Below are 24,952 nucleotides of genomic sequence, written 5' to 3'. Positions count from 1 at the left end.
GGGTATGGGAGGATTTCCAGGCATGGGTATGGGAGGATTTCCAGGCATGGGTATGGGAGGATTTCCAGGTATGGGTATGGTAGGTTTTCCAGGTATGGGTATGGTAGGTTTTCCAGGTATGGGTATGGGAGGATTTCCAGGTATGGGTATGGGAGGTTTCCCAGGTATGGGTATGGGAGGTTTCCCAGGTATGGGTATGGGAGGTTTCCCAGGTATGGGTATGGGAGGTTTCCCAGGTATGGGTATGGGCGGGTTTCCAGGCATGGGTATGGGAGGATTCCCAGGCATGCAATAACCTTGATTTTTAATACTTTATATCTGGATAGGCTGCACTTAGTTGGGGAGAAAAGGTAAGGTCAAGTAGATTACATTTAATATGAATTAGGAGAATGAAGTTTAAAATGAAGCTTGAATGAATAAAGCCCCAATCCATTTAGAATAAAAGGATTGAGGCTTTTTGTTTTGTATAATTCTGATTGGCCTCGAATCAGCGACTTAATAGCTATTTTGTCGCTTTTATATATTTAATACGAACCACTTTTTTAAGTATTTGTTCTGCTGCACAAATACATTTTACAAGCTAAGCTTCTCAATAGTTAATGATGCAGCATTAATTTTTTGTCCTTTTAGAATGGGTAGTAACACATCTGTAGTTGATCCTATATTTCTAAGCTGTAGTGTTGAACCTCTAGGAATATTGATAATAGCTTGTCCAGTGAGCATCAGACTCGCTCCATCTACTTGTCTTTGTATACCATAATTAGTAAGTCGTCCACCTACTAAAGAATTGTTTAAAATTAAACCATATACTGAAATAGAAGCAGGACCATCAATTAATAATATAAATTCGATTTTATAGTCTCCAGGTTTAGGAATGATTAAGGTGTCACTAGGTGGGGTAAACACTATATGATTTAATGGGCCGTTTCTATTAAATTTTACGTTTGCACCTGATTTGATTTCTATAGGACTGTTACCCACAAGTGTAACGTAGCCATAGGCTGGTTTTGACAATATTATGCATCTCCTCATTTATTCTTTTTAACATTGTATGTGGTTAAGTTGGAAGTGAGTGTATGCTTGTCTAGTAAAAGTTAATAGTGTGTATTTTTGAAATGCCATGAAGAATGGCTCTTCAAGGGAATGTTACAGTGAAAGGGAAGGCAATGCTAGTTTAGTATTGGCAGTCGAAAGGGGTCCCTTTAATTGGTACAAAGATTATGATCAAGTAGCTTTTAATGCTTTCCTTACTTTTCTTGCAAAGGTCAATGGTTCTTCAACAGATTCGATATTGACATAAATTAAACGTGGGTTATCGAACAACCATTCATTGTGGATAGATGAAACTATGATTCCTTGAGCACGAATTACAGTAATAAATGGCTCCACTTCATTTTGTAAAAGTGCTACTCTTCCTAAACATAAAGCTTTGCCACTTAAATGATCTATTGATTCGAATGAGAAAGAAGAAGTCACCCCAAATTTCTTTCCCAAAATCGTTGCGCTTATTTGATCTCGAGATATTGTAGCGACACACTTTCCACCCGCAAATCCTGATTGGCCGCCTATAATCTTTGCAAACTTACGACAAAGTGTTTCTTCATTGTTCACCATCTTATTTATCACCTTCTTTACACTGTATTTTGTTTTTTACAATTTTCCTCTTTCTGTTTGCAAATTACGAAATCTCCGTAATGAAGGATCTGTAACTAGAAGATCTAGAACAGGAACTTCAAGACTTGTCCTTCAGAATATCTTATTAAATTTCAACTAAAGTTGTACAGGCAGTTGCAATAGGGAGATCGTGAATTTATTAAGAAAACAGTTGCAATGGTATGAGTTGACCTTAAGGCAACGGGGGCAGGTTTATTGAAATAGAGATATAACATAGATTACGCTGTTTTGGAATATTCACTAATATTGGGATGCTTTATTAAGGATAGTCAGGTGATATATGAATGATATAATTTGTTTAATGGCAGAAGGGCTATAAGATAATGAAGGGGTATGGAGATATGTTATGAGAGATAACCCAAGAAAAAAGCGGTTAGAATTTTTATTAGAAAAACAGAGGATGAGGCAACAAAAAGATTATGGTGCTTTATTTAATGAGTGTTTGATGGCTCTCGGAAATCATGTAACGATTTTTTCAAAAGAAAAAAGTGCAGAACTATATTCTGAATTTCAAGATAAAGTTCCTTTTACTCCATACACTCGGATTGATTGGGATAAGATTGAAAATCATAAACATATTAATAGTTTAAAAGACATTGCTAAATTTTTGGATCGAGAAGATGTACATATTTATTGGAGTTATGGTGAGTTTCCTGTTTTGAAGGCAAATGTTGAGAAAGTAATAAGGGCATTAGACGATGTAACAGCAGTGGGTGCGGATACGTATCTTTATGTCTCAAATAAATATGTAGTGGAGATTTATCATGAAGGTGAGATAAACATAGGATTTTTATAATCTTGTGTCATTTGAATGAGAATGGTTTAATTGAAGAGAAAATGTGGGAATAATTATACATTTTAAGTAAGTTTGATTCTATATATTATGCTTGGAGCCTGTTTTGATTAATATATTTCAAGACAGGCTCTTTTATTTTAGAACAACAGGGAAATCTAAGGAGCACTCTAATTCACTTTTGTTTGTGTTCGAGAAGTAATTAATGATTCTAACTTAATTGAAGTCTCTTTAGCTGCTGATTGTAACGAGTGAGTATAAATATCAATAGTTGTATTAATTTTGGAATGTCCCAAACGGCTGGATGTTTTTTGATGAGGAATATGTAAGTTGGCTTAGATAATGAAGAAAGCCGCTCATTTTTAGGTGGGCGGCTTGTCCTTTAAATCTATTAACGTGTTACGCTTGTGGTGCAGGTGTGTCAGCGTGACCATAAGAAGGAGAACCACCGTGATCTCCATGCGTATAAGTTAAGCCAGGTTTTTGTGGTGCAGGATAATCTCCATGAGCAGACTGTAGAATTTCTACAGAATTATTTAATCCAAAAGAAAGAATACCAATAATAGCTAAACTTAACACAATTGAACAAAGTTTTTTCATCACTTTAACGCTCCTTTTTCTGATAATTTTTGTTTAGCTTTATAAGCCGAATAGAAGTATTTTGCTGATTTTTCAAGGTTTAGCACCTCATGAAATTTGACCGCCAATATTTCTTCATATTCTTGTATGTACCCTAATAATCTCTCTTTTTTAAAGTATGCAGTTCCTAAAATAATTAAAGTTTCTAATTCTTCTAAAGGAATATTATCATTCATTCCTTTTAAAATTGTGAAATGGTGCTTGTATTCCACATTATTTAAATTTTTACAAACATCCAAACCTTTTTTAATAAATTCATCTGCTATTTCTTTTTGACCAAGTTTGAAATGTTCTCTTGCTTCTAAGAAAATAGCTTTAAAGTGGTTAGGGATTTTTTGATTAACCTCTGATAAATGGCGAATAGCCAAACTTGAAAGGTTCTGGCTTGCATATAGCCAACCTAAATTATTTCTAACTCTTAAAATTAAAGTTTCTTCATTTTGCTTCTGTAAAATATCTATTGCAGAAGCGAAATGTTCTTCTGCTAATTCAAATTGTTGTAACTGTACACAAGCTCCTCCTAAAATATTCTTACATAAAGCTACATTAATTTCGCAACCAGTGTGTTTAGAAAATATTTTTTCTGCTTTAGATGCGTATTTGATACCCATAAGCGAATGAAAAGTAATATTATAGAAAGATGCAATCCTATAATAAAATTCAGCTTGTTCTAGTTCATTAGAAATGAACTTTAAGAGATTTTCTGCTTTCTCATAGTGTTCTTTAGCTTCATTATGATTTGCAAGTAGAGTTGCATGAATAGCTTTGAAGAAATGGTAGTAGTAAGATAAGAATCCATCGGCTGGTATATCGAAGGCGTTAATTTTATTAAAACTATCTTTTGTGATGTTTAGCCCATCTGTTAACACCTTATATCTAAAGTCTAGTAGTGAGTAATATAATAATAGGTTTTCATCTTCTTTTATATCGGAAAGTTTGTTTTCGATTTCTCGCTTTAAATTTGTTGCTTGTATATTTTGTTGTCGCAACATTGCTTGATACCAATCGTTTAGCAACTTTGTAATCTGCTCATTTCCCTTCATCGATACATGCATAATAAGTCTCCCTCCATTAATAATACGTAATTATTAACTAAAACATTAACATAATTTGGATAAATAAAATGGGCAATTAATTATTTTTCAATAAAAGATAGAATATTCAGTTTTTTCATCTATTTAGTTTAGGTAAGAAGTATAAATAAAAAGACAACGAGCCACTCCTTTTTTTGAGAGCGGCTTGTCCTTTATACATATTTTACTTTTGTTCTTCCTTGTAGTTTAATGCAATCTCCACTATTTCTTCTGGTGTTAAATCCCTAAAATTCCAAAAGATTAAATCACTTGGGGCGGGGTGAGGTACGTTCGCTTTCAATATATCAATATACTTACTACCCAATTCATCTGGCAATTTAGGATCACATATTTGCTCTACAAGTTTAACGAGTTCTTCTTTCGTCATTTTATTGTAAATCTATCCTTAATCTGTTCTAAGTAGTCCTTCACCTGTTTTTCAGCATTCGGATGTTTGTCTAAGTAACTCTCACAAGCATCTTTCAAGTAGATATAAAAGGTCTGATAATCTAAGATTACCTCTTCATCTTCTTCTACAGCTGGGTAATCAAAATAATAAGCAATTCCTTCTTCTCCAAAGTATTCATCTTCCCATTCTTCATAATCATCTGCAAACACGCACCAAACGTGTTCTACGCCATATCCTTCACCGTTTGAATATCTCTTCAAGACCTCTAAAAAACGATCATCTCCCATAACTTGATAGAAATATTTAATTAGTTTCTTTTTTTTATTTTCCACGTTAATTTCACTCCAATTTTTTATTATTTAAGGCTAGGGAAAAAGTTATTTATTTCTCCTGTCGATTCATCAATAAATCTTTGAAACTTAAGACCATTAGAGTCATAACCAGTAATCTCTCTTCCACTTTATAAGGTGGAAAAATATTAGGAAATACAAATTAAGGTGAAAAATCTCCTATGGAATAAGGGCTTGCTGAAAAAGTTTTTATTTTGAGTAGACAACAGAACTTTTATCAATATACATAGATTAAGAAGATAATTTCCTATATATAGTATGATGTTATCTTCTTTTTCTCTTTTCAATGAATTTTTTCAGTGACCTTCATGTGAGAAGAGCTTTTTTATTTTGTAATATGATATTTATTTTAAAAGTATCAATTTTAAATATATGATTCTACTATTAGAAATACAATGTGGTCAAAAGGATTAATAAAACGAAAAATACAATTTCTCATATTCGAGAAACCGTTATTATATCAAGGTTTATCTAATGATTCCGACTGGGTTCGAACCAGCGACTGCCACCCTGTCAAGGTGGCGCTCTCCCTGCTGAGCTACGGGAAAAACGTTGATTTAAAGGGATTTTCATAGGTTTGTATAAATGGGATTCTATTAAAAAAGCAATGGTTATTGCAAGTTATGTGACCATTTGTGACCACAAAATTATGTCTTTAACTGTCTGTACAATGGTAAAGGGAATGGGGTAACTCATTCCTTTTTTGTGTATAGTGTGGGGGCTATTTTCCACATTGTACAGTCATCTTACTAAAGAGGGATGATATAGTACCCTAAACCACACGATACAATATGGTATGAATCGAGGTAGGTACTTAGCTTTGTTAAGCATTAGAGGAAGGTAAGATAGAATGGTATTTATACTATATAAGTTGAATTTAATTTTTACACCTCCAAATTAAGTAGCAAAATCATCATTCAAATTGCTTGCATGAGGAAGTGTACTTTAGGAAGATTGGCGATAAGAGAGGATTGTAAGAAAGTATTTAATTCAATTTATATAGAGATTATAATATTGTATTTTCTATTTGAAGTGAAAACAACTAAATGTTATTTAAATATAATTATAGAATGGTGTTTTTAACAGTGGAAAGTTAATGTATTAGTGTGATGCTGTATAACTTATACAGTAATACAGCGGATTTAATGAACTGTATTTTTAATTTAAAAATTTTGAAATTAATGAATTTTTATTTTATAATATAATAAACGGAAGGGGGATTTGGGGGTAAATAGGAAAAGACTTTAGGAGGGAATATATAATGCCTATTGATAATGAAGAGCAATCAAATGAACAGGTAGTTGAAGAATATGTTAAGGAACATTTGGATAACATACAAAGCTTGCTTGATGATTTAAATATACTAATTCAGAAACACAAGGAGACGCTAAACGAAGAACAGTTTTTTGCAGTTTGGAATGATTCTCCTCTTAGTAAAAGAATATATAAAGATGAAATCACTTTACATCATGCTCTTGTGTTAATTGCAGAAGAAGGATTTGGTATCAAGGTGATAAAAGAAGCATGGGATTAATGAGGCGTTAGGAGCGAAAAGTAAATGAGAAAAATTGACGTCGTTATGGAGATTTGGAAAGAAGAGCGAGAATTCTTCTTTTACGGTAATGAAATTAGTGATAATACGGGGATAGAATTTTTTGAAGTTTTTACTGAATTTGAGTTATCTGCTGCAGTGAGGGCGATAATTGGTGAAGACTTCTTTGGAGAATATTATGGGGAAAACGTAGGTCCTTTTATAGGAGGGAGGTACACAGAAGCAGAAATGGAACTTAAGATGTTAGAGTGGGATTCCACCTTAGAAGAACAAATTTCTGCAGAACAGAAAGCAGTTGTCGTTGGGGAGTTGATAAAAGAAAGAGAGTGTCTACGTATCCATATTTCAAAGCTTAATGAAAGCGGCATACACTTTAGAAGGCTAGAAGAAATGCCATTACTAGAAGATTTATTAGAGAAACTCTATTGATATAATTGACAAGAACTTATTTGGTATACGGTAAGTTTTTGCTTTATAGAAACGAAAGGAACTAGTTTTTATGATAAGTGGCATAGGTCGTTTATACAAAAACTACAAGATTTGCGGTCAGACGAAGTTGTATAAGAATCTTGATTCAAGGGACGGAGACTTTTGTATTATATTGTACTGGATTTAGAGGCAAATACTAGAAGATATAAAACAAATAAGCCAACAGAGATTGTTGAGATTTCTGCATTCAAATTAGAGTCTAAAACGTTTGAAGTAATCGAAGAGTTTTGTTCTCTGGTAAAACCAAGTACTCCCATCTCTACATATACCGAAGTGTTAACTGGAATTAGTGATATAACAGTACAGGACGCACCTACATTTCCCGAAATGCTCGAATGGTTTCGTTATTTTTTAGAAGCGGAATGCATAATAGTAACTTGGGGTAACTCTGATTTTAAGTTTCTTAAAAATGATTGTATTCTTCATGATATTGAATGGAGCATGCCTAAATTCATAGATTTACAACACATGATGTACCATGCATTTGAGGATTTGTTTGAAAGTGTCCCTAATCTTAAATATGCAATGGAAGTAATGGGCTTGAAATGGAGAGGGAAGGCTCATCGTGCAAGAACTGATGCTAGAAACACTGTGAATTTGTTTAGGGATGTTATGAAAAGGATTGATGTAAATGTGACATATCAACGAAGCGCTGCATCAGCTCTATTCTACCGAGGGGGATTAAATGCAAATGGAAGGGAAAGGCTAGTTCGTTGGGTTGTACATGCAATGACCAGTTACAACAAATATGACCTTACATGGGAGGAATTTACCAAGGAATCAAATTGGATACGAATAATGTCTAGATTCGAGTTGAATCCAGAACAAATAATGGTTATTAAAGGATATTTTGAAACAGCATGTGAGAATGCAAAAGAAAGATTGGAATTCACAGTAGAGCAGTAGTAGTAAATAATTAAATTAATTGATAAGAGAGCAGTCACACGGCTGTTCTTTTTTTGTTAGAAGAGAGATGAATGTTCTACTTTCTTTGTTTATGTGCTGAATATGGGATGAGAGGTCTTAACGTAAAATTCATCATAAAATGTTGCTTTTATTAGTTACTGAGGTTTAGAAATTCCATAGTAATTTTGCATTGGCTTAGCGGTTATATGCTTGGATATAGGCAAAGAGAAACTAGTTGTAAAGGGGTTATTTTGTTATAGTAGGAGGTAGACAATCTTAATTAATAACATACATGGATATAGATATGATTCAGATGGAGGAAAACACATGGAGAAATTAACATTACAACAATTGGAATCTCATTTATGGGAATCTGCGAACATAATGCGAGGAAGTATTGATTCCTCTGATTATAAAAACTACATATTTGGTTTACTGTTCCTAAAGCGCTTAAATGATGTATTTGTGGAAACGGCAAAACGTATTGAGGCAGAAGAACAAGATGATTATGGTTGGTATGACCGTGACGAGCATCAATTCTTTGTTCCAGAAGGTGCAAGATGGGAAGATATCCGTTCTAAAACACAAGACATTGGTGATGCCATTAACAAGGCATTTGAGAAGCTAGAAGAAGACAATGTATCGTTACAAGGGGTACTAGCAAATATTGATTTTAATGATAAGAAGAAGCTACCAGACAATCTTTTACTACAATTGATTCAGCACTTTTCTAAAATCGACTTAAGCAATGCAAGACTATCTGAGCCTGACATGCTTGGTCGTGCCTATGAGTACCTCATTAAGCAGTTTGCAGACGATGCGGGGAAAAAAGGTGGAGAGTTCTATACACCAAGTAAAGTAGTAGAACTTATTGTAAAACTGATTAAGCCAGAAGAAGGAATGCGTGTATGCGACCCAACAGTAGGTTCTGGCGGTATGCTTATCCAATCAGTAGATTACATTAAAGAAAAAGGCGGAAACCCACGAAATCTAGTTCTACATGGACAGGAGAGAAACCTTAATACATGGGCTATTTGTAAGATGAATCTTCTGCTACATGGACTAAGTGACCATCGTATTGAAAAAGGGGATACAATTCGTGAGCCTAAATTGCTAGAGGAAGGTGAACTAATCCTCTATGACCGTGTTATCGCTAATCCTCCTTTTAGCTTAAAGAATTGGGGACGCCAAGAGTCAGAAAGCGATGAATATGGTCGTTTTCGCTTTGGATTGCCACCAAAAACGGCAGGGGACTATGCTTTTATTCAGCATATGATTTCGACATTAAACCATGAAGGGAAAGCGGGAGTAGTTATGCCGCATGGTGTTCTATTCCGTGGAGGAGCAGAGAGAAATATCCGTAAAGGTTTAATCGAGGAAGACCTATTGGACGCAGTTATTGGTTTACCTTCTAACTTATTCTATGGTACAGGTATTCCAGCATGTATCCTAATTCTTAATCGTAACAAGCCAGAAGAGCGTAAAAACAAAGTATTCTTTTTAGAAGGTTCTCAGGATTACCAAGAAGGAAAGAATCAAAATACATTACGTGACCAAGATATTGAAAAGATTGTAATTGCTTATGATAAGTATGAAGAAGTAGAGAAGTATTGTCGTTCGGTAAGCTTTGAAGAAATCCATGAAAATGACTATAACTTAAACATTGCTCGTTATATTGATACAACAGAAGAAGAGGAGCAAATTGATGTAGCTGCTGCGTTAGCTGAATTAAGTAAGTTGGAGAAGGAACGTGAAGAGATTGAAACGGTGATGTACGGTTATTTGAAGGAGTTGGGCTATGGTGAGTGATTTAAGAGAGGGTTATAAGTCGACCGAAATTGGTAAGATTCCTATAGAATGGAGAGTGGAAAAATTATCTGATGTATCTCGTAATGTTACTATAGGTCTAGTAAAGACGATGACAGCGCATTACACAGACAAAGGAACTCCTTTAATTAGAAATTCAGACATAAAGGAAAATAAGATATTAAAAGAAAAGCTAGTTTTTTTAAATGAAAATTTTGCTAAGGAAAATGAAGGGAAAAGATTACAATTAGAAGATGTGGTTACGGTTCATACGGGTGACATTGGTACTTCCGCTGTGATTAATAAAGATTTAGTAGGCGCACATGGGTTTGCTACGCTAAATACCACACCTAACATAAAAGTTATGAACGCTTATTACCTTTCATGGTACTTTAACTCTTTCATTTTTAAAAAACAAGCGTATGCTGTAGCCACTGGTGACGGACGTAGCAATCTAAATTTAAAAGATTTTATAAACACAAAAATAGCTTTTCCTAAAAGCATCTTAGAACAAGAGAAGATTGTTTCCGTTCTTTCTTCTGTTGATGAAGCGATTGAAAAGACAGAAGCTATTATTGAACAAATAGAAAAAGTAAAAAGAGGATTAATGCAACAGCTTCTCACAAAAGGAATTGGACATACGAAATTTAAGAAAACGGAAATCGGCAACGTTCCAGAGGAATGGGATTTGGTTGTACTAAATGATGTGATTTTATCTCTTGATGCTGGAGTAAGTGTAAACTCTGAAAATAGAAACAAAGAAAGTGATGAGAAAGGCATCTTAAAAACCAGTGCAGTAACAAATAGGATTTTTAATCCAAAGGAGCATAAAACTATATTGCCGACCGAAATAGATAGAGCAAAAGTAACGCCAAAGAAAGGGCATATTATTATCAGTCGTATGAACACTAAGGAACTCGTAGGTGCAAGCTCTTATGTAGATAGTGATTATGATGACTTATTCCTTCCTGACCGTTTATGGCAAGCTACTATAGATGTTTCGAATGTGTCTCCTGTTTGGTTAAGCTTTGTTTTGACTTCCGCAGAAGTGAGGAGTAGAATCGGTGAAATTGCAACGGGAACGAGTGGCAGTATGAAAAATATTTCCAAAAAGTCTTTCTTAAGCTTGAAAATTGCTTTACCGAATAAAGGTGAACAGGAGAAAATCGCTAATATTTTAGATTGTTTTGATAAAAAACAATTAGCTGAAAGAACAAAGGTAGCAAAACTATCAACTCTTAAACAAGGTCTTATGCAATCTCTTCTAACAGGAAAAGTACGTGTAAAAGTCGATGAAGTCGAGGTGACACAAGTATGACCTCTTCCCCAAAATGGAATGAGAAACAACTTGTAGAAAATCGTATGATTTCACAATTACAAGAACTGGACTATGAACATCTTCATGGTCCTTCTCTTGATTTAGAACGAGAATCTAGAGGTGAAATCGTACTAAAGGAACGTTTAAGAGAAGCTATATCACGCTTAAACCCATGGCTTTCCGATACAAACTTATCAAAGGTCATACGTTCTATTACACATATTGAATCAACAAGTTTAATGGAAGCAAACCAAAAATTTCATGAACTGATAGTAAACATGATTTCTGTTCAACAGGACCTTGGAAAAGGGAAAAAGAACCAAACAGTAAAACTTATTGATTTCGAAAGACCCGAAAATAATGAATTCCTTGTGGTAGACCAGTTTACTATTAATAATGCACAAGGCAATATTCGTCCAGACCTTATCATTTTCATAAATGGATTGCCTCTTGTTATTGTTGAATGCAAAAGTCCCATGCTGCCTCCAGATGAACAAATTGGTGAAGGGGTACGTCAGTTACATCGGTATCAAAACACACATGAACAGTTATTCCATTACAACCAATTTTTGATTGTCACGAGTAATGACCGTGCCAAAGTAGGAACAATTGGAGCAAAAGCACAGCACTATGGTGAGTGGAAAGACCCATATCCACGAACAGTTGCAGAACTTGGGGTTTCTCCAACACCACAAGGTATTTTAATAGCTGGAATGTTAATAAAGGAGAATCTATTAGATTTAATTCGTAACTTCATTGTATACGAGCCAGTAGAAGGTCGTACAATTAAAAAAATTGCTCGCTACCAGCAGTTTCGTGCGGTAAACAAAGCGATTGACCGTATTTTACGTGCAGAGGATAAAACGCAACGTGGCGGTGTTGTATGGCATACACAAGGAAGTGGAAAGTCTTTAACGATGATATATCTTGCTGTTAAGCTGCGACGGATTAAAGAGCTTAAGAACCCTACTATCGTTGTTGTGACGGACCGTAAAGACTTAGATGACCAAATTACAAATACATTCCGTCGATGTGGCTTCCCAAATCCACAACAGGCAGAGTCAGTTGTACAATTAAGACAGCTGCTTCAACAAGGTACAGGTTCTACTATTATGACATTGGTACAGAAGTTCCAGGAGGATGCAGAGACAAAGGAATTCAAGAATCTATCTACAGCTGATAATATTTTTGTCATGATTGATGAATCTCACCGTTCGCAATATGGTGGATTAGCAACTACGATGAAAAGTGCTATGCCAGATGCTTGTTATTTAGCATTTACAGGTACACCAATTGATAAAGAAGATAAGAGTACAAAGCGTACATTTGGACCATACATTGACAAATATACCATTGAACAAGCAGTAGAAGATGGGGCAACAGTACCTATTTTTTATGAAGCAAGAATGGCTGAATTACATGTACAAGGTGATTCGCTAGACGAACTATTTGAGCGACAATTCCGTGAGTACAGTGAAGAAGACCGAGAGAGGATTAAGAAGAAGTATGCTACAGAAGAAGCAGTCATTTCTTCTAAGAAGCGTATTAAACGCATTGTACTGGACATGATTGAACATTATGAAACTCACATTCAGCCTAATGGCTTTAAAGCGCAAGTTGTAGCAATTAGTCGTGAAGCGGCTGTAATGTATAAAGAGATGTTGGATGAACTTAGTAACTACGAATCAAAGGTTATTATGTCAGCAGGTCATAATGACGAGGAGCATCTTCAAAAGCATCACATATCAAAAGATGAAGAAAAGGAAGTCATTGCTCGCTTTAAGAAACCAATGTTAGAAGACAAATTATGCTTTTTAATTGTATGCGACAAGCTGCTGACAGGCTTTGATGCTCCAATCGAACAGGTTATGTATTTAGACAAGCCAATTAAAGAACATAATCTTCTACAAGCCATCGCTCGTACAAATCGTACATATGATAAAAAGACTTATGGTTTGATTGTCGATTATTACGGTGTTTCTAGATTCCTAGAGCAAGCACTTGCTATTTTTAGTAAAGAAGATGTACAAGGGGCATTGCAAAATATTGATAATGAAATACCAAGATTACAGTCTCGTCATCGTTCTGCGATGCGCTTTTTCGACTATATCTCGACAGATAATCTAGAAGCATGCTTACAAGTGTTAGAACCAGAAGACGTAAGAAACGAATTTGATACAGCATTTAAACGTTTTTCAGAAAGCATGGATATGGTAATGCCTAGTCCTAAAGCACATGATTACATAGCAAATTTGAAATTTTTAGGTAAAGTACGGCAAGCAGCAAAGTCCCGTTATCGTGTCGATGGGATGGATATTAGTGACTGCGGGGAAAAGGTAAAGCAGCTTATAGAGGAGCATCTTGCTGCAGTAGGTATTGATGTTGTTCACGAACCAATTGATATTCTTTCGAATCGATTTGAAAAACAGATAGATGAAACGAAGACACCAGAAGGTAAAGCAGCTGAAATGGAACATGCCATTCGTCATGAAATACGAGTTAAGTTGGAAGAGAATCCAGTCTACTATACATCTTTAAAGGAACGGCTTGAAGAACTCCTTCAACGGCGCAGAGACCGTCAGATGGATATCGACGAGTTGTTGGAAGAATATCGTAATATGGTGAATGATATACGAAATACAGCGCAAAAAGGTGAAGAACATGGCTTTACTCGTGAGCAATATCCATTTTATCAAATGCTGGAGAAAGAAATGCCTCCATATGATGATGTAGAGGATTTGAAAGCATTAACGCATCTTATCACGGACATTATTCAGCAGGAAGCAGATATAGTGGAATGGACGACTAAAGAAGATGTAAAACGTGAAATGCGAAAGAAGATTAAGAAGCAACTCCGTGTAAGTCCTTGTCCAAAAGAAAAGTTGGAGAGTTTAACGCAGCAATTGATTGACTTAGCAACAGTGCATTATAGAAAATAAAAATGATAGTGGAAAAGCCATCTTGTTTGAGATGGCTTTTCCACTATTCCAATGTTAAAGTAGGTCCGTTTATACGTAACCACTCTTTACGTTTTTCATAGTCTGGGAGGATAGAGTGTACAAAGTTCCAGTAGTCATTACTGTGATTCATATATCTTAAATGAGCCAATTCATGGACGAGTACGTAGTCTACAATAGACATTGGTGACATGATAATTCTCCAGTTTAAATAAATGTTACCTTCAGATGTACAAGAACCCCAACGCATTCTCTGCTCCTTTAGTTGCACATCATTAGGTGTAACACCCATCTTAGCGCAATATAGCTTTAAACGTGACTGTACCTTCGCTTTACCGTGTTCAAGATACCAAGCTTTGAGCAAGTCCAGCAATTGCTGCCTCTTCTCATCCTCACTTATCCCCACTGGAACGGTTGCGATGAATTTGCCTCTTACAAAATTTAACTGTGCTTTCTGTAGCCCTTCTTCTCTATATACTTTTAATCGATAGTTTCGTCCTAAATAAGCAAATTTTTCACCACTGACAAATTCCTTTGGAAAAGGAGGCTCAGTTATCTCATTCACTTCTTTTAGCTTCTGGAAGATAGTGGGTGCTTTCTTTCGTACAATCTCCTCAATTTGTTCGTCGGTAATACCTGTAGGGACTATGAGTCGAGTGCTTTCCATCCATTCAATAATAATAGATACGTCTTTTTTATCGTCGGCATATTCGATGTCATACTCAATAGCTGTAGTTCCGTATTGAAAAGTCGGCATATTATAACTCCTTCCCATGCATATCATTATTTTACGGATAGGAACACATTGTGACAACTGTAATTGCAATTGTAATTTTTGCTAGGTGTTGTTGTGTATGCATCAGCGCAATTGAGGGCGTTATAAGTAGTCATGAGAGGGTGGGTGTGTCATATAAGGTTTGAACTGAGGAGGGGGTGTTTTCCACATTTTATAGTAGCCTTGTTAGGGAAAGAGAGGGTAGCACCTACATACACACCAATACGATGTGAAAAATTTCGATACGAGACGGATATTTGATGTTTTTTGTTCAACATAAACATCTCATCCACAAGTGTTTATAATATGAATTTCGAAGCGTACATGCTTACTCAGTTTATGTGTTGAAATATCCAATTTACTTGTAAAGATTTAGTTCCAAAGAGAGTTTTCATCCATTAATTACCTATAAAAAGTTCTTGGTGAACATTTTTAGGAGATTCCTCTGTTTTTTTCTAAAAGATTTTACGAAAATCGGCAAATTGGGGTTTGGTATAATAGTTTTGTAAAATCAAAATAGAAAGAGAGAGTGCTTTTATTGGAACATTTATCAGAACATAAAGCGATAAATATAATAGATGCAACATGTGGAAAGGGAAAAACCTCTTGGGCAATTCAACTTATGAATGAGGCTGATAAATCAGAGAAGTTTATGTTTATTACGCCATTTTTATCTGAAGTCAAAAGGGTTAAAAACGCTGTTACAAACAGGAAGTTTTTAGAGCCTGAGGTGGATAAAGATAACGTAACAAAAATAGAAAGTTTAAAACGATTAGTAAGGCTTGGAAAAGACATTGTCAGTACTCATGCGCTATTTTCGAATATTGATGAAGCGACATTAACTTTTATCAAATCTCATAACTATACCTTAATCTTAGATGAGGTAGCGAATGTTATTGAACAAGCACAAATCTCAAAAGATGATATTAAATTATTGCTTGGTCATGATGGGAATGAACCGTACGTAACTGTTGATGAAAATGGTTTTGTGACTTGGAAAAAAGAAAAATATGATGGAACGTTTAAACGAATCGAAAGGCTAGCCAAGACAAACAATCTAATGATTTTCAACAATACAGCAATGTTTTGGACGTTTCCCGTCTCAGTATTCAAAGCGTTTAAAAGTGTATATATACTAACATATATGTTCTGGGGGCAATCACAGCGGTATTATTTCAGAATGTTTGAAGTGCCAATGTATTTTAATTCTGTGGAATTAAACCGTGAAACTGGTCGCTTTGAGTTAATTCCATATGTTAAACCAACGCAAGAGGATGTTGCATTCCTTAAACAAAACATTAATATTTATTACCCAACTAGGTACAATGAAAAGGATATGAACGCTGTAGGTGATAAAAGAGGTGCGTTCAGTAAAGCTTGGTTAACAGAGAACGTTAAGGATAAAGAGATGGTTAAATTAATTAAAAGTCACGCTTACAACTTCTACTGGAACAAATGTAAAGTAAGGTCTGAAAAAGTAATGTGGACATGCTTGAAGGATTTCGAAAAGAAATTGACTCCTAAGTCAGCAAAGAAGCAATTCGTTACACTTACTGCTAGAGCAACAAATGAGTATATAGATAAAGAAGTTTGTATATACCTAGCAAATAGATTTATGAATCCAGTTGAAGTGAAGTTCTTTCAATATCACAAAGTTAATGTTGATGAAGATTTTTGGGCGTTATCAGAATTAATTCAATGGTTATTCCGAAGCAGAATAAGACGTGGAGAACCAATCGAATTATATATTCCTTCGAGTAGAATGAGAGGTTTATTAGAGAAGTATTTAAATGGAGAAGCTGTTGCGTGGTTTGAAAAGGATGATGTCTTTGTTGTAGAGCAATGAAGTTAGAAACATCTACGTGGAATTTTGCATAAGTGGTTGTTGAAACCCTTGGTGCTGTAGGGGTTGAGTTAGGATTCCTTATAATATAATATTTAAAAATGCATAGGTGGTCGAATAAGGGAATTATCACATGCCAAGGAGGAAGGAAGCGACGGGCTGATAAGTTTATTGATTCTTAGAGTAAATTGGGCAGCCATGCCCGTCACTGCGCTATCGCTCCGTTCCTCCTCGGCAGTTGCTCGTTCTTCACTATGTTCAGAACGGCAACTTTCATCATCATTACACATTGGAAAAGATGAGTGGAGGAAGAGTGTAAAAAAATATATGTTCAAGACGCAATAGAAATAATGTCTGTTGTTAGAAAAGGCATTTCTTCTTTAAGGTCGTTCTTACTTGCTGAACAGGAACACTATGTTTATGAAAAATATGTTAAAGAAACTAGACAGGAAGACTGAACTAGCCTTTTATATGCTTTAGAACCTTCCTAATGCATACAAAATCTTTGTGAATAACCCGATATGAGATGAAGTTCTTTAAAATGCTCCTATACAAAGGGGGGTGTAAAGTTTGTTTATACCCTTTTTCTTCTTTAATACCATTTGGAATGGAAGATAATATTAAAAATGTATCTTATCTATTACAAAAACTAATAAACCCCGTCTTTTATATAGATTGTGAAAGAATGTACTTAAACTAGCAAGGCAGTTTAGCGGAAGAAGGAGAAGTATCCATATAACGTGAATTTTGACCTTGTTGAGGTAGATATTGTTTCTACAATAACAGGTTTTCGCTCTAAAACAAGTGTCTTTATTAATAAAGAGGAGTTAGACTTTGTGTTTGTTGCAGAAACCTACGATAAAAATATACATCATTAACTTATTTAACTAATGAATGTTAATGGTGTAACATTTTTAACAATGACAAGACTTGGATGTGCTTCAAGTCCTTTTTTGTCTATTAGAATCCCTTATACCAAATTTTGCACATCGTAGGATTTTTCCTTTATAATATTATAGGGTGATTAGCTAATGGAAGAATTAAGAGAAAGAGTTTATTGTAGTAGATGTAAAGGGAAGACCAAACATTTAATAATAACAAGTTATAAAGAAAAATCAGGTGGAGATGATGATTTCTACTGGTATGATAACTATTATATTGTACAATGTGCAGGTTGTGATAATACATCATTTGTTCGTCAATATGGTGATGAATTTAAGGTGGAACGTATTAATGGAGAGATAGAAGATACTTTTACTGTTTATCCCGAAGAGCCCAAGGTAGAAACCGATGAAGAAATATGGAAAAGGGAATTTGAAATGTTGTATTTTATGCCACCGAAACTATTTCGATATGTTCCACAAAATCTAAATAACCTATATAAACAAACAATTAACGTATATAATTCACAACAAAATATTCTATGTGCTGCAGGACTACGAACAATCATCGAAGGAATTTGCAACGAGTTAAATATTAAAAAAGGACATATTTACGATAAAGATGGTTCTAAAAAGTTAAATGAGAAAAATAAAGAGATTTATACTGATAACCTTGCGGGAAGGATATTTGGTTTATATGAAGAGGGACATATTATTTTTACTCAGGCTTTATTATTACAAAAAATAAAAAATATAGGTAATAGTGCTGTTCATGATATTGTTGAACCAAGTATTGAAATATTACAACAGACTATAGAAATAATTGATACTATTTTATATAACATATATGAACTTGATAAGCATGATTTATTAAGTGATTAAAGGTTTACAAGTTTTGGTTTCATCTGCCGTAGATTAACCTCAATGTTATTTGTAAAAGCAACTAGCTAGACATAGGAATGTACAGCGGTTCTTCTATATTATTAAAGGAAGTGTTATATGTGGATGAAAAGCGGATTTTAGATTTATTTGAAAAGGTATTAGATGAAAAGTTACAACATTTAGGTGGAAAAATATCGCATGTGGGCAATAAGAAAGAACAAGAGGTCTCGACCATAGATGGAAAAATAGCACCTATGGATGAAAGGTTATCGTCCATGGAGGGAAGAATATCCTCTATAGATAGGAAATTAAGCAGCATAGAAGCAGACATAAAAAGTTTTTCTAAAAAACTTGATGAAAGAGACGAGAGATTGCAAGCTTGTATTAATATGTTAAAAGAAACTAATAAATGATAGTAAATGTATATTGATACTTGGATGAAAGGGATAGCTACTACATTGCTATCCTTTTTGAATACAGTCGTAATAAAATTTTGATTTTATCACTAATCATTATTTAAAAGGTTAGTAGCATTACATTAAAGAAATAGTGGAAGGGCGTGAAACGAGTAGAAAGTCTTGTCCTTTTTTGAAGGAAATCAATAACAATAAATCCTGTCTATCTGTGTTTTCATATTATAGAATAAGAATGTAAGTTTTAAGAGACATACCATAGGGGGGAATGTTTATGAAAGGACCTACAAATCTAAAAAGAAAGAATCTGGACACTATTCCAACGGAAGATTTAAAATTCTACATAGTAAATGAACAAGAAAAAAAGGCAATTAGAATCCCTAAGGAGGTTCAGAGTGTATTCAATAAGCTAAAGTCAAAGGATAAGGTGGAGGAAAAAAAAGGAATATTCATTTCAGACCTGTTAGCAATGGCAATTAAATATAGAAGGCTGTCTAATACATCGAATTATTTAAAAAAATGGGAAAGTATGGATAATGGTATAAAACCATCTTATTATCCGCAGTCTGAAGAAAACATGCAAATAAGTAAGTTATTTGCAATGGGATTCTATTCAGACCTGTTTGTTGATTTATTTACACATGAAGAAATACATGAACTTGAAAAGTTTCTTTTTAGATGTCCACCTAATTATGATTTGAGTGAACATATTTATGCACATAATGAATTTAAACCGATATTAACTTAAGCTAAGTATAGAGTGTTGTTTCTCCAATTGTGAAATAGGAGAAAGTAGGCTTTTGGTTACCTGCTTTTTTTTTGTTTAGAAATTGAAGGTATAACTGTGGAAAACCTCATTTGCAATTACAAGAGCAAATACGCTTAGTTACCTTTATACTAGTATAGAGCAAAATTTTAGCTAGTGATGCAATATCTCTGCTAAATTGAATATAAGTCTTTGTGTAGTAATGTCTGTAGGAGTAAGTGGAACTTTTTAAGTAAGAAAAGTAATTTAAATATCCATTGTTATCGATAGAGTATAATTATATGGTGATATTTTACAGTGAATTGTGAAATCAGTAGTAGCAAGGTTCTGCACCTTGATGTTTTGTTATTGTTTAACTGTTACTAATATTGATGTTGATGTTGCTATCAGAACAATTGTTTAATGCAAAATGAAAGTGGTTCTTTCCAAAGTTGATTGAAATTCCAACAATTTGTTCATACTGTTCCTATTATTTAAGTAAGGGATGGTACTGTAAAATGGATGATGTGGTGAAATTGTTAGATGAAAAACTTAGATATATCTCACACGAAATGAGAGAAGACACGCTATTTATTCGGGTTGCCTCGGAGAAGTTGTCATTAACATGCCCTTCCTGTGGTATAGTTTCGACCAAAGTTCCACTCTCGTAGCTTTTCAAACAGTCTATTTCTTCCAATTTTAACAACCTCATTAGAGATTAGTTTAGCCAAGTCGCCAACACCAATAGACTTATCTGATTTAATGATAGTGTCTGCAAAAGTAACCTTTGGGGCATCAATCTCAATCTTCTTATTCGCTTCTTCAAGTCGCTTCTTCTGATTGTCAATTGTTCTCTGTGCGACCATTAAAGCCTTCGCCATAATAGTTGAATCATCGTCATCCTCGTTGGTTACAATGTAGCCACCATCTTTTCTGATTGACTTAAGGATTCGTTTTACTTCCTTTTTAAACTCTTTAGCAATTGGCTTGCGTGATTGCATTAGAATCTCATAAAGACCATCTTCTGTTAAAAACCACATTTGACGCTTTTGACCCGATGCATATAATGTATGCATCAGCTTTTCTTCCTCGTCAACAGTATTTAGAAGTTGTCCAGTTCTTCCACTATATTCAATCCATTCAGCCACATCTTTTGCTAGAAAGAGGGGATTGTCAGCATCTCCATAAATTCTAAATTCTTTGCCTAATACTTCTTGTTCATTAATAACTTCTAACACTAAAATCCTCCTTTTTATAATTTAATTTCAATACTTTTGCTTAATATTTTATTTATTAGGATACAAGAAAACTGATTCTCTCGCTCCTCTGAATAACTCTTTCTTCATTTCATCTACTTGTTCTTTGCCTAGAAGTTCTGTGATGAACAGACCTTCCTTCTGAATCACAAAATCTGAATCGTAGAAATACCAAGATTATACGTTATAATAAAACTACCATATACAGCACAGTTAAGGACTCCAAGGAGGCTCTTAACAATGAAAGGTAGCGTCAAAAAAGATAAGAAAACAGGAAAGTATTTTTATATTGTAGATATTGGTATTGACCCTCTAACGGGTAAAAGAAAGCAAAAAAAGAAAAGAGGATTCATTACTAAAAAAGAAGCAGAAAATGCTTTAACAATGGTACTTTCAGAAGTTCATATAGGGACATATGTAGAACCTAGTAAACTACTTTATGGTGAATATCTTGAGAGTTGGTTTAATACGAAGAAGCACAGTGTCGGTATTCAAACAGCAAGAGTACTGAAAGGCTATTTGAACAGTCGTATTATCCCTTCTCTAGGCAATATCAAACTAGCTAAGTTAACATCATTGCATATGCAAAACTACGTTAATTCACTGCGAGACGAAGGTTTAAAGCGAGGAACAATTGAGAAGATAATCAAAATCATTCGGAACTCTCTTGAACATGCAATAGATTTAGAGTTAATTAGTAAAAATGTTGCAGCAAAAACGAAGTTACCCAAAGGTGATAAGGAAGAGTTAATGGTGTGGAACGAACAGGAAGTACAATTATTCTTGAAAGCTGCGCAGGATAGCAGGTATTCTATTGTCTTTCATTTAGCTCTTGTGACTGGAATGAGACAAGGGGAATTACTGGGATTACGGTGGAAAGATGTTGATTTGGAAAAAGGGCATTTAACTATTAGTCAAACGCTAAGTCATGATGGAAAGACGTTCTTGGTTGGAGGAAAAACGAAATCAAGTTTACGAAAGATACTATTGCCTACATCGACTGTAGCTAAGCTGAAGAAGCATAGAGCAGTAGTGTTAAAAGAGAAGCTGAGTCAGGGTGAGGAATACCAAGACAATGACTTAGTGATGTGTACTCCTTCTGGAACGCCAATCAATCCTGCTAATGTTAGACGAAGTTTAAACGCTTTGATTAAGAAAGCAGCTGTGCCAAAGATTCGATTTCATGATTTATGTCATACACATGCTACTTTGTTATTGGCTAAAGGTGTGAACGTGAAGGTGATTTCTGAACGCTTAGGACACAGTAACATCAAAATCACACTAGACACTTATTCGCATGTATTACCAACGATGCAAGAAGATGCAGTTAACAAAATAGAAGAGATTTTGTAGGTAATGTGACCAATTCTGTGACCACTAGCGTTGTAGCGTACGAGTTTAAATAAATAAAAACCGCATCAAACGTTGATTTGACACGGTTTCTGTACTTATGACCCCGACTGGGTTCGAACCAGCGACCTCCACCCTGTCAAGGTGGCGCTCTCCCTGCTGAGCTACGGGATCATGATGAAATGATGATGTATAAACATCTCTGTTATTTTATTGTTTCTATTATAAATGAAATGATATGAACTCTACAAGACTTTTTATTTATAATATTTGAAATAATAACCAGAACGGTATTGCTTTTCATTTTACATCAATATATGAGTTATACATGATAAGGTAATAAAACGGTATATTCTAGCAAATGTGATATGATGGAATAAATAGGATATTGGTATATAGGGGGAGCATGGCATTATGTTTAAAAAAGGGATTGTGTTTGTTGTTGGGGGGCTTGTTTTAGTAGGATTCATAGTTGGCGGTTTACAGCTGTTTTATAAAACGGATAAAAAAGAAAGTAAGGCTGAAAATGCTGAACGAATAAAGGAAGAGGACCGATCAAAGAATGTTCCGCAAAAAATAACAGATATACATAGCGATTTAAACAATATAACAGGTTGGGAGAAGTATGAAAAATATGAAGATGTGAATAGCCCGGCGTGGGAGGAGTCTAAAAATTCTTTTGGATTAATTTCTGTTACGTTGAAGGAAGCTGTTTCGTTATCGAAGGATGGTTTGAAAGAAGATTTAGAACGAGCTGAAAAATTACATGATATCGCAGTGAAACATCATGATACGCAAGCTTTAAGATATGCTCATCGTATTGTACACGACCTTGATATTAAAATAAATGAAATAGATGTGAAGGATGTTAAGGTTTTTAATAGTGCAAGAGCTGGAGCTGGAAATGGTAGTGAAGTACCTGTTTACGATGAATATATTAAACAGCACAGCAATTAAATGCGAAATGGACATATAAGTCGCTGGCATGCAGAACACAATATGATAGCTACTTGCTTTCAGCCTTTGTTTTAACCCATGCATGACCAGATGCTCTTGTTCCCCTTAAAAAGAAAGGGGTTTTTATGTCGTTTTTTCAATTTATATAGTCGTTTTTAGGGCAGATTGACAGTTCATTTTTTGCTATTCTATTAATATATTATATAAAGAATAAATAATATTTTATATAAATGAAGGGGTATGTATGGTAAGAAAAACTTTTAAAATGTTTGTACCAAGATATAGAACGATTTCTGTTAATGGAGCAGTTCTTGATGTAGATGTATCTCATGAAGAATTTGCAAATGAGTTTGTGCAATGGGTAGAATCAAATGGTTGGTCATTTATAGGGATAACGGATGAGATAACGGAAGAGGAAGCTCATAATAATTTTATAGATCTCTTAACAGACGAGAAAGATAAGGAGGAATGATTTTCCTCCTTATTTTAGGTGTTGTTAGGATGTATTTTTTTGTAAAATTATGTTACACTGGAAATTGGTAAATAAAAGGGTAGTGACGTATTCCATTTTGATAATAAATAACCGTATACATATAGAGTGGAGAAAAGGGAGAGTAGTATGTCTAATTTTAAGAAAATTTCGGCTTTGATTATTGCGAGCTGGTTATTTTTGCTTGCTCCTGTCAAGTTGTATGCAGAAAATTTGCCAGAACTGAATGTGTTTGGGCAGTTTGCTGTTTCAATTGATGCGAAAACAGGTGATGTTTTGTATGACAAAAATGCGCATCAGCGTGCTTTTCCGGCTAGTATAACAAAAGTGTTAACGAGTATTTTATTGATGGAGCATGTGAAGCCTGGAGAGCAAATTGCTTTTTCTCAAAAGGCCCTTGAACAAGAAAAAAGTAATTATCAAATTGAATTTCAAGCAGGAGAAACGATAGACCGGGATACTGCACTTATGATTTTGATGGTGTTAAGTGCAAATGATGTAGCGTATGCGATTGCGGAGCGTGTGGCAGGAAGCCCAGAAAATTTTGCGAAGATGATGAATGAGAAGGCAGTACAATTAGGTGCGAAAGATAGTCATTTTGTTACGCCAAATGGTCTTCATGATCCTAATCATTATACAACGCCTTATGATATGGCAATGATTACAAGAGGTGTGATGAAGCATCCGGAAATTATGACGGCAATGAATACGAAGCGAACAACTGTTACAACGTCAAGACAAACTGTTTCTATTTTTAATAAAGGACAATATTTTGAAAATCCAAATTGTATTGGCGGGAAAACAGGTTTTACAAATGAAGCTCATAATACACTTGTACAAATAAATGAAAAAGATGGGAATCGTATTATTAATGTCGTAATGTCTTCACAAAAGCCAGAAATTTATGAAGATATGAGAAAGATTGCTGATTATGCATTTCCGCAATTTGCGAAACAGCAAGTGTTAGATAAAAACAATTGGACAAAGCAAATGCTTTACTTGAATAAATCAGTAGATGGTGAGTTGGAGCGAAGTGTTGACCTTGTATTAAAACAAGGAGAAGCTAAAAATGTACAAGCTGTTTTTAAAGAAAATCATGTTGATGAGGCGAATTTATATAAAGCAGGTCTTCACCGCGGTGATGTTATTGGGACTGTAGATATTAAAAAAAATGATCAAACGATAGAAAGTATAAATGTTCTTTCGAAAGAAGATGTTGTGTTTGAGAAGCCGAAAGAGAGTAGTGTAACAAAGTCTACTTTTTCGTATGAGCTAATGATTGGCATTGGTGCAGCTATTCTTATTCTCCTTAGTATTGGGGTATTTCTTTGGAATCGTAAAAAACAGAAGATGTTGTCGCGATGAAAATAGGCAAATGAATTTTGCCTATTTTT

The 24,952-nt window shown here is 34.6% G+C and carries 24 protein-coding genes and 2 tRNA genes; 16 read left to right on the top strand and 10 right to left on the bottom strand.

The window, feature by feature from the left end:
• A partial coding sequence (locus tag MR076_RS23650) for a hypothetical protein (RefSeq protein ID WP_277928590.1) occupies positions 1-295 on the top strand: 295 nt, incomplete at its 5' end.
• 278 nt (positions 296-573) lie between these two features.
• On the opposite strand, the gene MR076_RS23645 is transcribed toward MR076_RS23650, so the two are convergent.
• Together MR076_RS23645 and MR076_RS23640 are read right to left on the bottom strand one after the other, a co-directional pair.
• Complete coding sequence (locus tag MR076_RS23645; RefSeq protein WP_242224720.1) at positions 574-1,014, bottom strand: BclA C-terminal domain-containing protein; 441 nt, start codon at positions 1,012-1,014, stop codon at positions 574-576.
• 210 nt (positions 1,015-1,224) lie between these two features.
• Entirely contained in the window at positions 1,225-1,614 is a 390-nt protein-coding gene (locus tag MR076_RS23640) for a DUF1259 domain-containing protein (RefSeq protein ID WP_242224718.1), read from the bottom strand.
• A 406-nt stretch (positions 1,615-2,020) separates the two neighbouring features.
• Here MR076_RS23640 and MR076_RS23635 point away from each other — a divergent pair, with 406 nt between their 5' ends.
• Entirely contained in the window at positions 2,021-2,470 is a 450-nt protein-coding gene (locus tag MR076_RS23635) for a CDI toxin immunity protein (protein WP_242224715.1), read from the top strand.
• A gap of 396 nt (positions 2,471-2,866) precedes the next feature.
• Here MR076_RS23635 and MR076_RS23630 read toward each other — a convergent pair whose 3' ends face one another.
• The 5 genes from MR076_RS23630 to MR076_RS23610 form a co-directional block, all read right to left on the bottom strand.
• Positions 2,867-3,067, bottom strand: coding sequence for a Phr family secreted Rap phosphatase inhibitor (locus MR076_RS23630; protein ID WP_242224713.1), 201 nt, complete (start codon positions 3,065-3,067; stop codon positions 2,867-2,869).
• Positions 3,067-4,161 (bottom strand): Rap family tetratricopeptide repeat protein, encoded by a 1,095-nt coding sequence (locus MR076_RS23625; protein WP_242224711.1) that lies wholly within the window; start codon positions 4,159-4,161, stop codon positions 3,067-3,069. Before MR076_RS23625 ends, MR076_RS23630 begins: the two co-directional genes overlap by 1 nt.
• Before the next feature lie 202 nt (positions 4,162-4,363).
• A complete protein-coding gene (locus MR076_RS23620; protein WP_277928589.1) occupies positions 4,364-4,567 on the bottom strand; it encodes a hypothetical protein in 204 nt (67 codons plus the stop codon).
• Positions 4,564-4,920: a ribonuclease toxin immunity protein CdiI gene (gene cdiI, locus MR076_RS23615; protein WP_242224709.1), complete on the bottom strand. Its 357-nt coding sequence runs from the start codon at positions 4,918-4,920 to the stop codon at positions 4,564-4,566. Before cdiI ends, MR076_RS23620 begins: the two co-directional genes overlap by 4 nt.
• A 496-nt stretch (positions 4,921-5,416) precedes the next feature.
• A tRNA-Val gene (locus MR076_RS23610) sits at positions 5,417-5,482 on the bottom strand.
• A 717-nt stretch (positions 5,483-6,199) separates the two neighbouring features.
• Between MR076_RS23610 and MR076_RS23605 the strand changes: the two genes are divergently transcribed.
• The 6 genes from MR076_RS23605 to MR076_RS23580 all read left to right on the top strand — a co-directional run bounded on the left by MR076_RS23605 (position 6,200) and on the right by MR076_RS23580 (position 13,948).
• A complete protein-coding gene (locus tag MR076_RS23605) occupies positions 6,200-6,472 on the top strand; it encodes a hypothetical protein (RefSeq protein WP_242224707.1) in 273 nt (90 codons plus the stop codon).
• Between the two features lie 24 nt (positions 6,473-6,496).
• A complete protein-coding gene (locus tag MR076_RS23600) occupies positions 6,497-6,919 on the top strand; it encodes a hypothetical protein (RefSeq protein ID WP_242224705.1) in 423 nt (140 codons plus the stop codon).
• 162 nt (positions 6,920-7,081) lie between these two features.
• Positions 7,082-7,885 carry an exonuclease domain-containing protein gene (locus MR076_RS23595; RefSeq protein WP_242224703.1) on the top strand — a complete coding sequence of 268 codons (804 nt, stop codon included), beginning with the start codon at positions 7,082-7,084 and terminating at the stop codon, positions 7,883-7,885.
• Positions 7,886-8,212: 327 nt separating this feature from the next.
• Positions 8,213-9,694 carry a type I restriction-modification system subunit M gene (locus MR076_RS23590; RefSeq protein ID WP_242224701.1) on the top strand — a complete coding sequence of 494 codons (1,482 nt, stop codon included), beginning with the start codon at positions 8,213-8,215 and terminating at the stop codon, positions 9,692-9,694.
• The gene (locus MR076_RS23585; RefSeq protein ID WP_242224699.1) at positions 9,684-11,009 is read left to right on the top strand and encodes a restriction endonuclease subunit S; all 1,326 of its coding nucleotides are present in this window, start codon (positions 9,684-9,686) and stop codon (positions 11,007-11,009) included. The genes MR076_RS23590 and MR076_RS23585 overlap by 11 nt, the downstream gene beginning before the upstream one ends.
• A complete protein-coding gene (locus MR076_RS23580) occupies positions 11,006-13,948 on the top strand; it encodes a type I restriction endonuclease subunit R (protein WP_242224698.1) in 2,943 nt (980 codons plus the stop codon). The genes MR076_RS23585 and MR076_RS23580 overlap by 4 nt, the downstream gene beginning before the upstream one ends.
• Before the next feature lie 43 nt (positions 13,949-13,991).
• On the opposite strand, the gene MR076_RS23575 is transcribed toward MR076_RS23580, so the two are convergent.
• Positions 13,992-14,723, bottom strand: a complete 732-nt coding sequence (locus MR076_RS23575; protein ID WP_242224696.1) for a M48 family metallopeptidase — start codon at positions 14,721-14,723, stop codon at positions 13,992-13,994.
• A 556-nt stretch (positions 14,724-15,279) separates the two neighbouring features.
• Between MR076_RS23575 and MR076_RS23570 the strand changes: the two genes are divergently transcribed.
• From MR076_RS23570 to MR076_RS23555, 4 genes are all read left to right on the top strand, one after another.
• A complete protein-coding gene (locus MR076_RS23570) occupies positions 15,280-16,587 on the top strand; it encodes a DEAD/DEAH box helicase family protein (protein ID WP_242224694.1) in 1,308 nt (435 codons plus the stop codon).
• 1,028 nt (positions 16,588-17,615) lie between these two features.
• A complete protein-coding gene (locus tag MR076_RS23565) occupies positions 17,616-18,347 on the top strand; it encodes a DUF4145 domain-containing protein (protein WP_242224692.1) in 732 nt (243 codons plus the stop codon).
• A 119-nt stretch (positions 18,348-18,466) separates the two neighbouring features.
• Positions 18,467-18,760 carry a hypothetical protein gene (locus MR076_RS23560; RefSeq protein ID WP_242224690.1) on the top strand — a complete coding sequence of 98 codons (294 nt, stop codon included), beginning with the start codon at positions 18,467-18,469 and terminating at the stop codon, positions 18,758-18,760.
• 274 nt (positions 18,761-19,034) lie between these two features.
• Positions 19,035-19,508 (top strand): hypothetical protein, encoded by a 474-nt coding sequence (locus tag MR076_RS23555; RefSeq protein ID WP_242224689.1) that lies wholly within the window; start codon positions 19,035-19,037, stop codon positions 19,506-19,508.
• A gap of 617 nt (positions 19,509-20,125) precedes the next feature.
• Here the strand turns inward: MR076_RS23555 and MR076_RS26630 are convergent.
• On the bottom strand, positions 20,126-20,743 hold the full coding sequence (locus tag MR076_RS26630; RefSeq protein WP_242224687.1) for a BRO family protein: 618 nt from the start codon (positions 20,741-20,743) through the stop codon (positions 20,126-20,128).
• Between the two features lie 258 nt (positions 20,744-21,001).
• Between MR076_RS26630 and MR076_RS23545 the strand changes: the two genes are divergently transcribed.
• Positions 21,002-22,114: a tyrosine-type recombinase/integrase gene (locus MR076_RS23545; RefSeq protein WP_242224685.1), complete on the top strand. Its 1,113-nt coding sequence runs from the start codon at positions 21,002-21,004 to the stop codon at positions 22,112-22,114.
• A 98-nt stretch (positions 22,115-22,212) separates the two neighbouring features.
• Here MR076_RS23545 and MR076_RS23540 read toward each other — a convergent pair.
• A tRNA-Val gene (locus MR076_RS23540) sits at positions 22,213-22,285 on the bottom strand.
• 240 nt (positions 22,286-22,525) lie between these two features.
• On the opposite strand from MR076_RS23540, the gene MR076_RS23535 reads away from it, so the two are divergent.
• From MR076_RS23535 to MR076_RS23525, 3 genes are all read left to right on the top strand, one after another.
• Complete coding sequence (locus MR076_RS23535; RefSeq protein WP_242224684.1) at positions 22,526-23,068, top strand: hypothetical protein; 543 nt, start codon at positions 22,526-22,528, stop codon at positions 23,066-23,068.
• A 244-nt stretch (positions 23,069-23,312) separates the two neighbouring features.
• The gene (locus MR076_RS23530; protein ID WP_242224683.1) at positions 23,313-23,540 is read left to right on the top strand and encodes a hypothetical protein; all 228 of its coding nucleotides are present in this window, start codon (positions 23,313-23,315) and stop codon (positions 23,538-23,540) included.
• A gap of 147 nt (positions 23,541-23,687) precedes the next feature.
• Positions 23,688-24,923: a D-alanyl-D-alanine carboxypeptidase family protein gene (locus MR076_RS23525; protein ID WP_242224682.1), complete on the top strand. Its 1,236-nt coding sequence runs from the start codon at positions 23,688-23,690 to the stop codon at positions 24,921-24,923.
• Positions 24,924-24,952: the final 29 nt, after the last annotated feature.

The sequence above is a fragment of the Bacillus cereus group sp. BfR-BA-01380 genome, assembly GCF_022663535.1.
In the GTDB taxonomy this organism is placed as follows: domain Bacteria; phylum Bacillota; class Bacilli; order Bacillales; family Bacillaceae_G; genus Bacillus_A; species Bacillus_A cereus_BB.
This window is presented reverse-complemented; position numbering and strand designations above follow the sequence as displayed.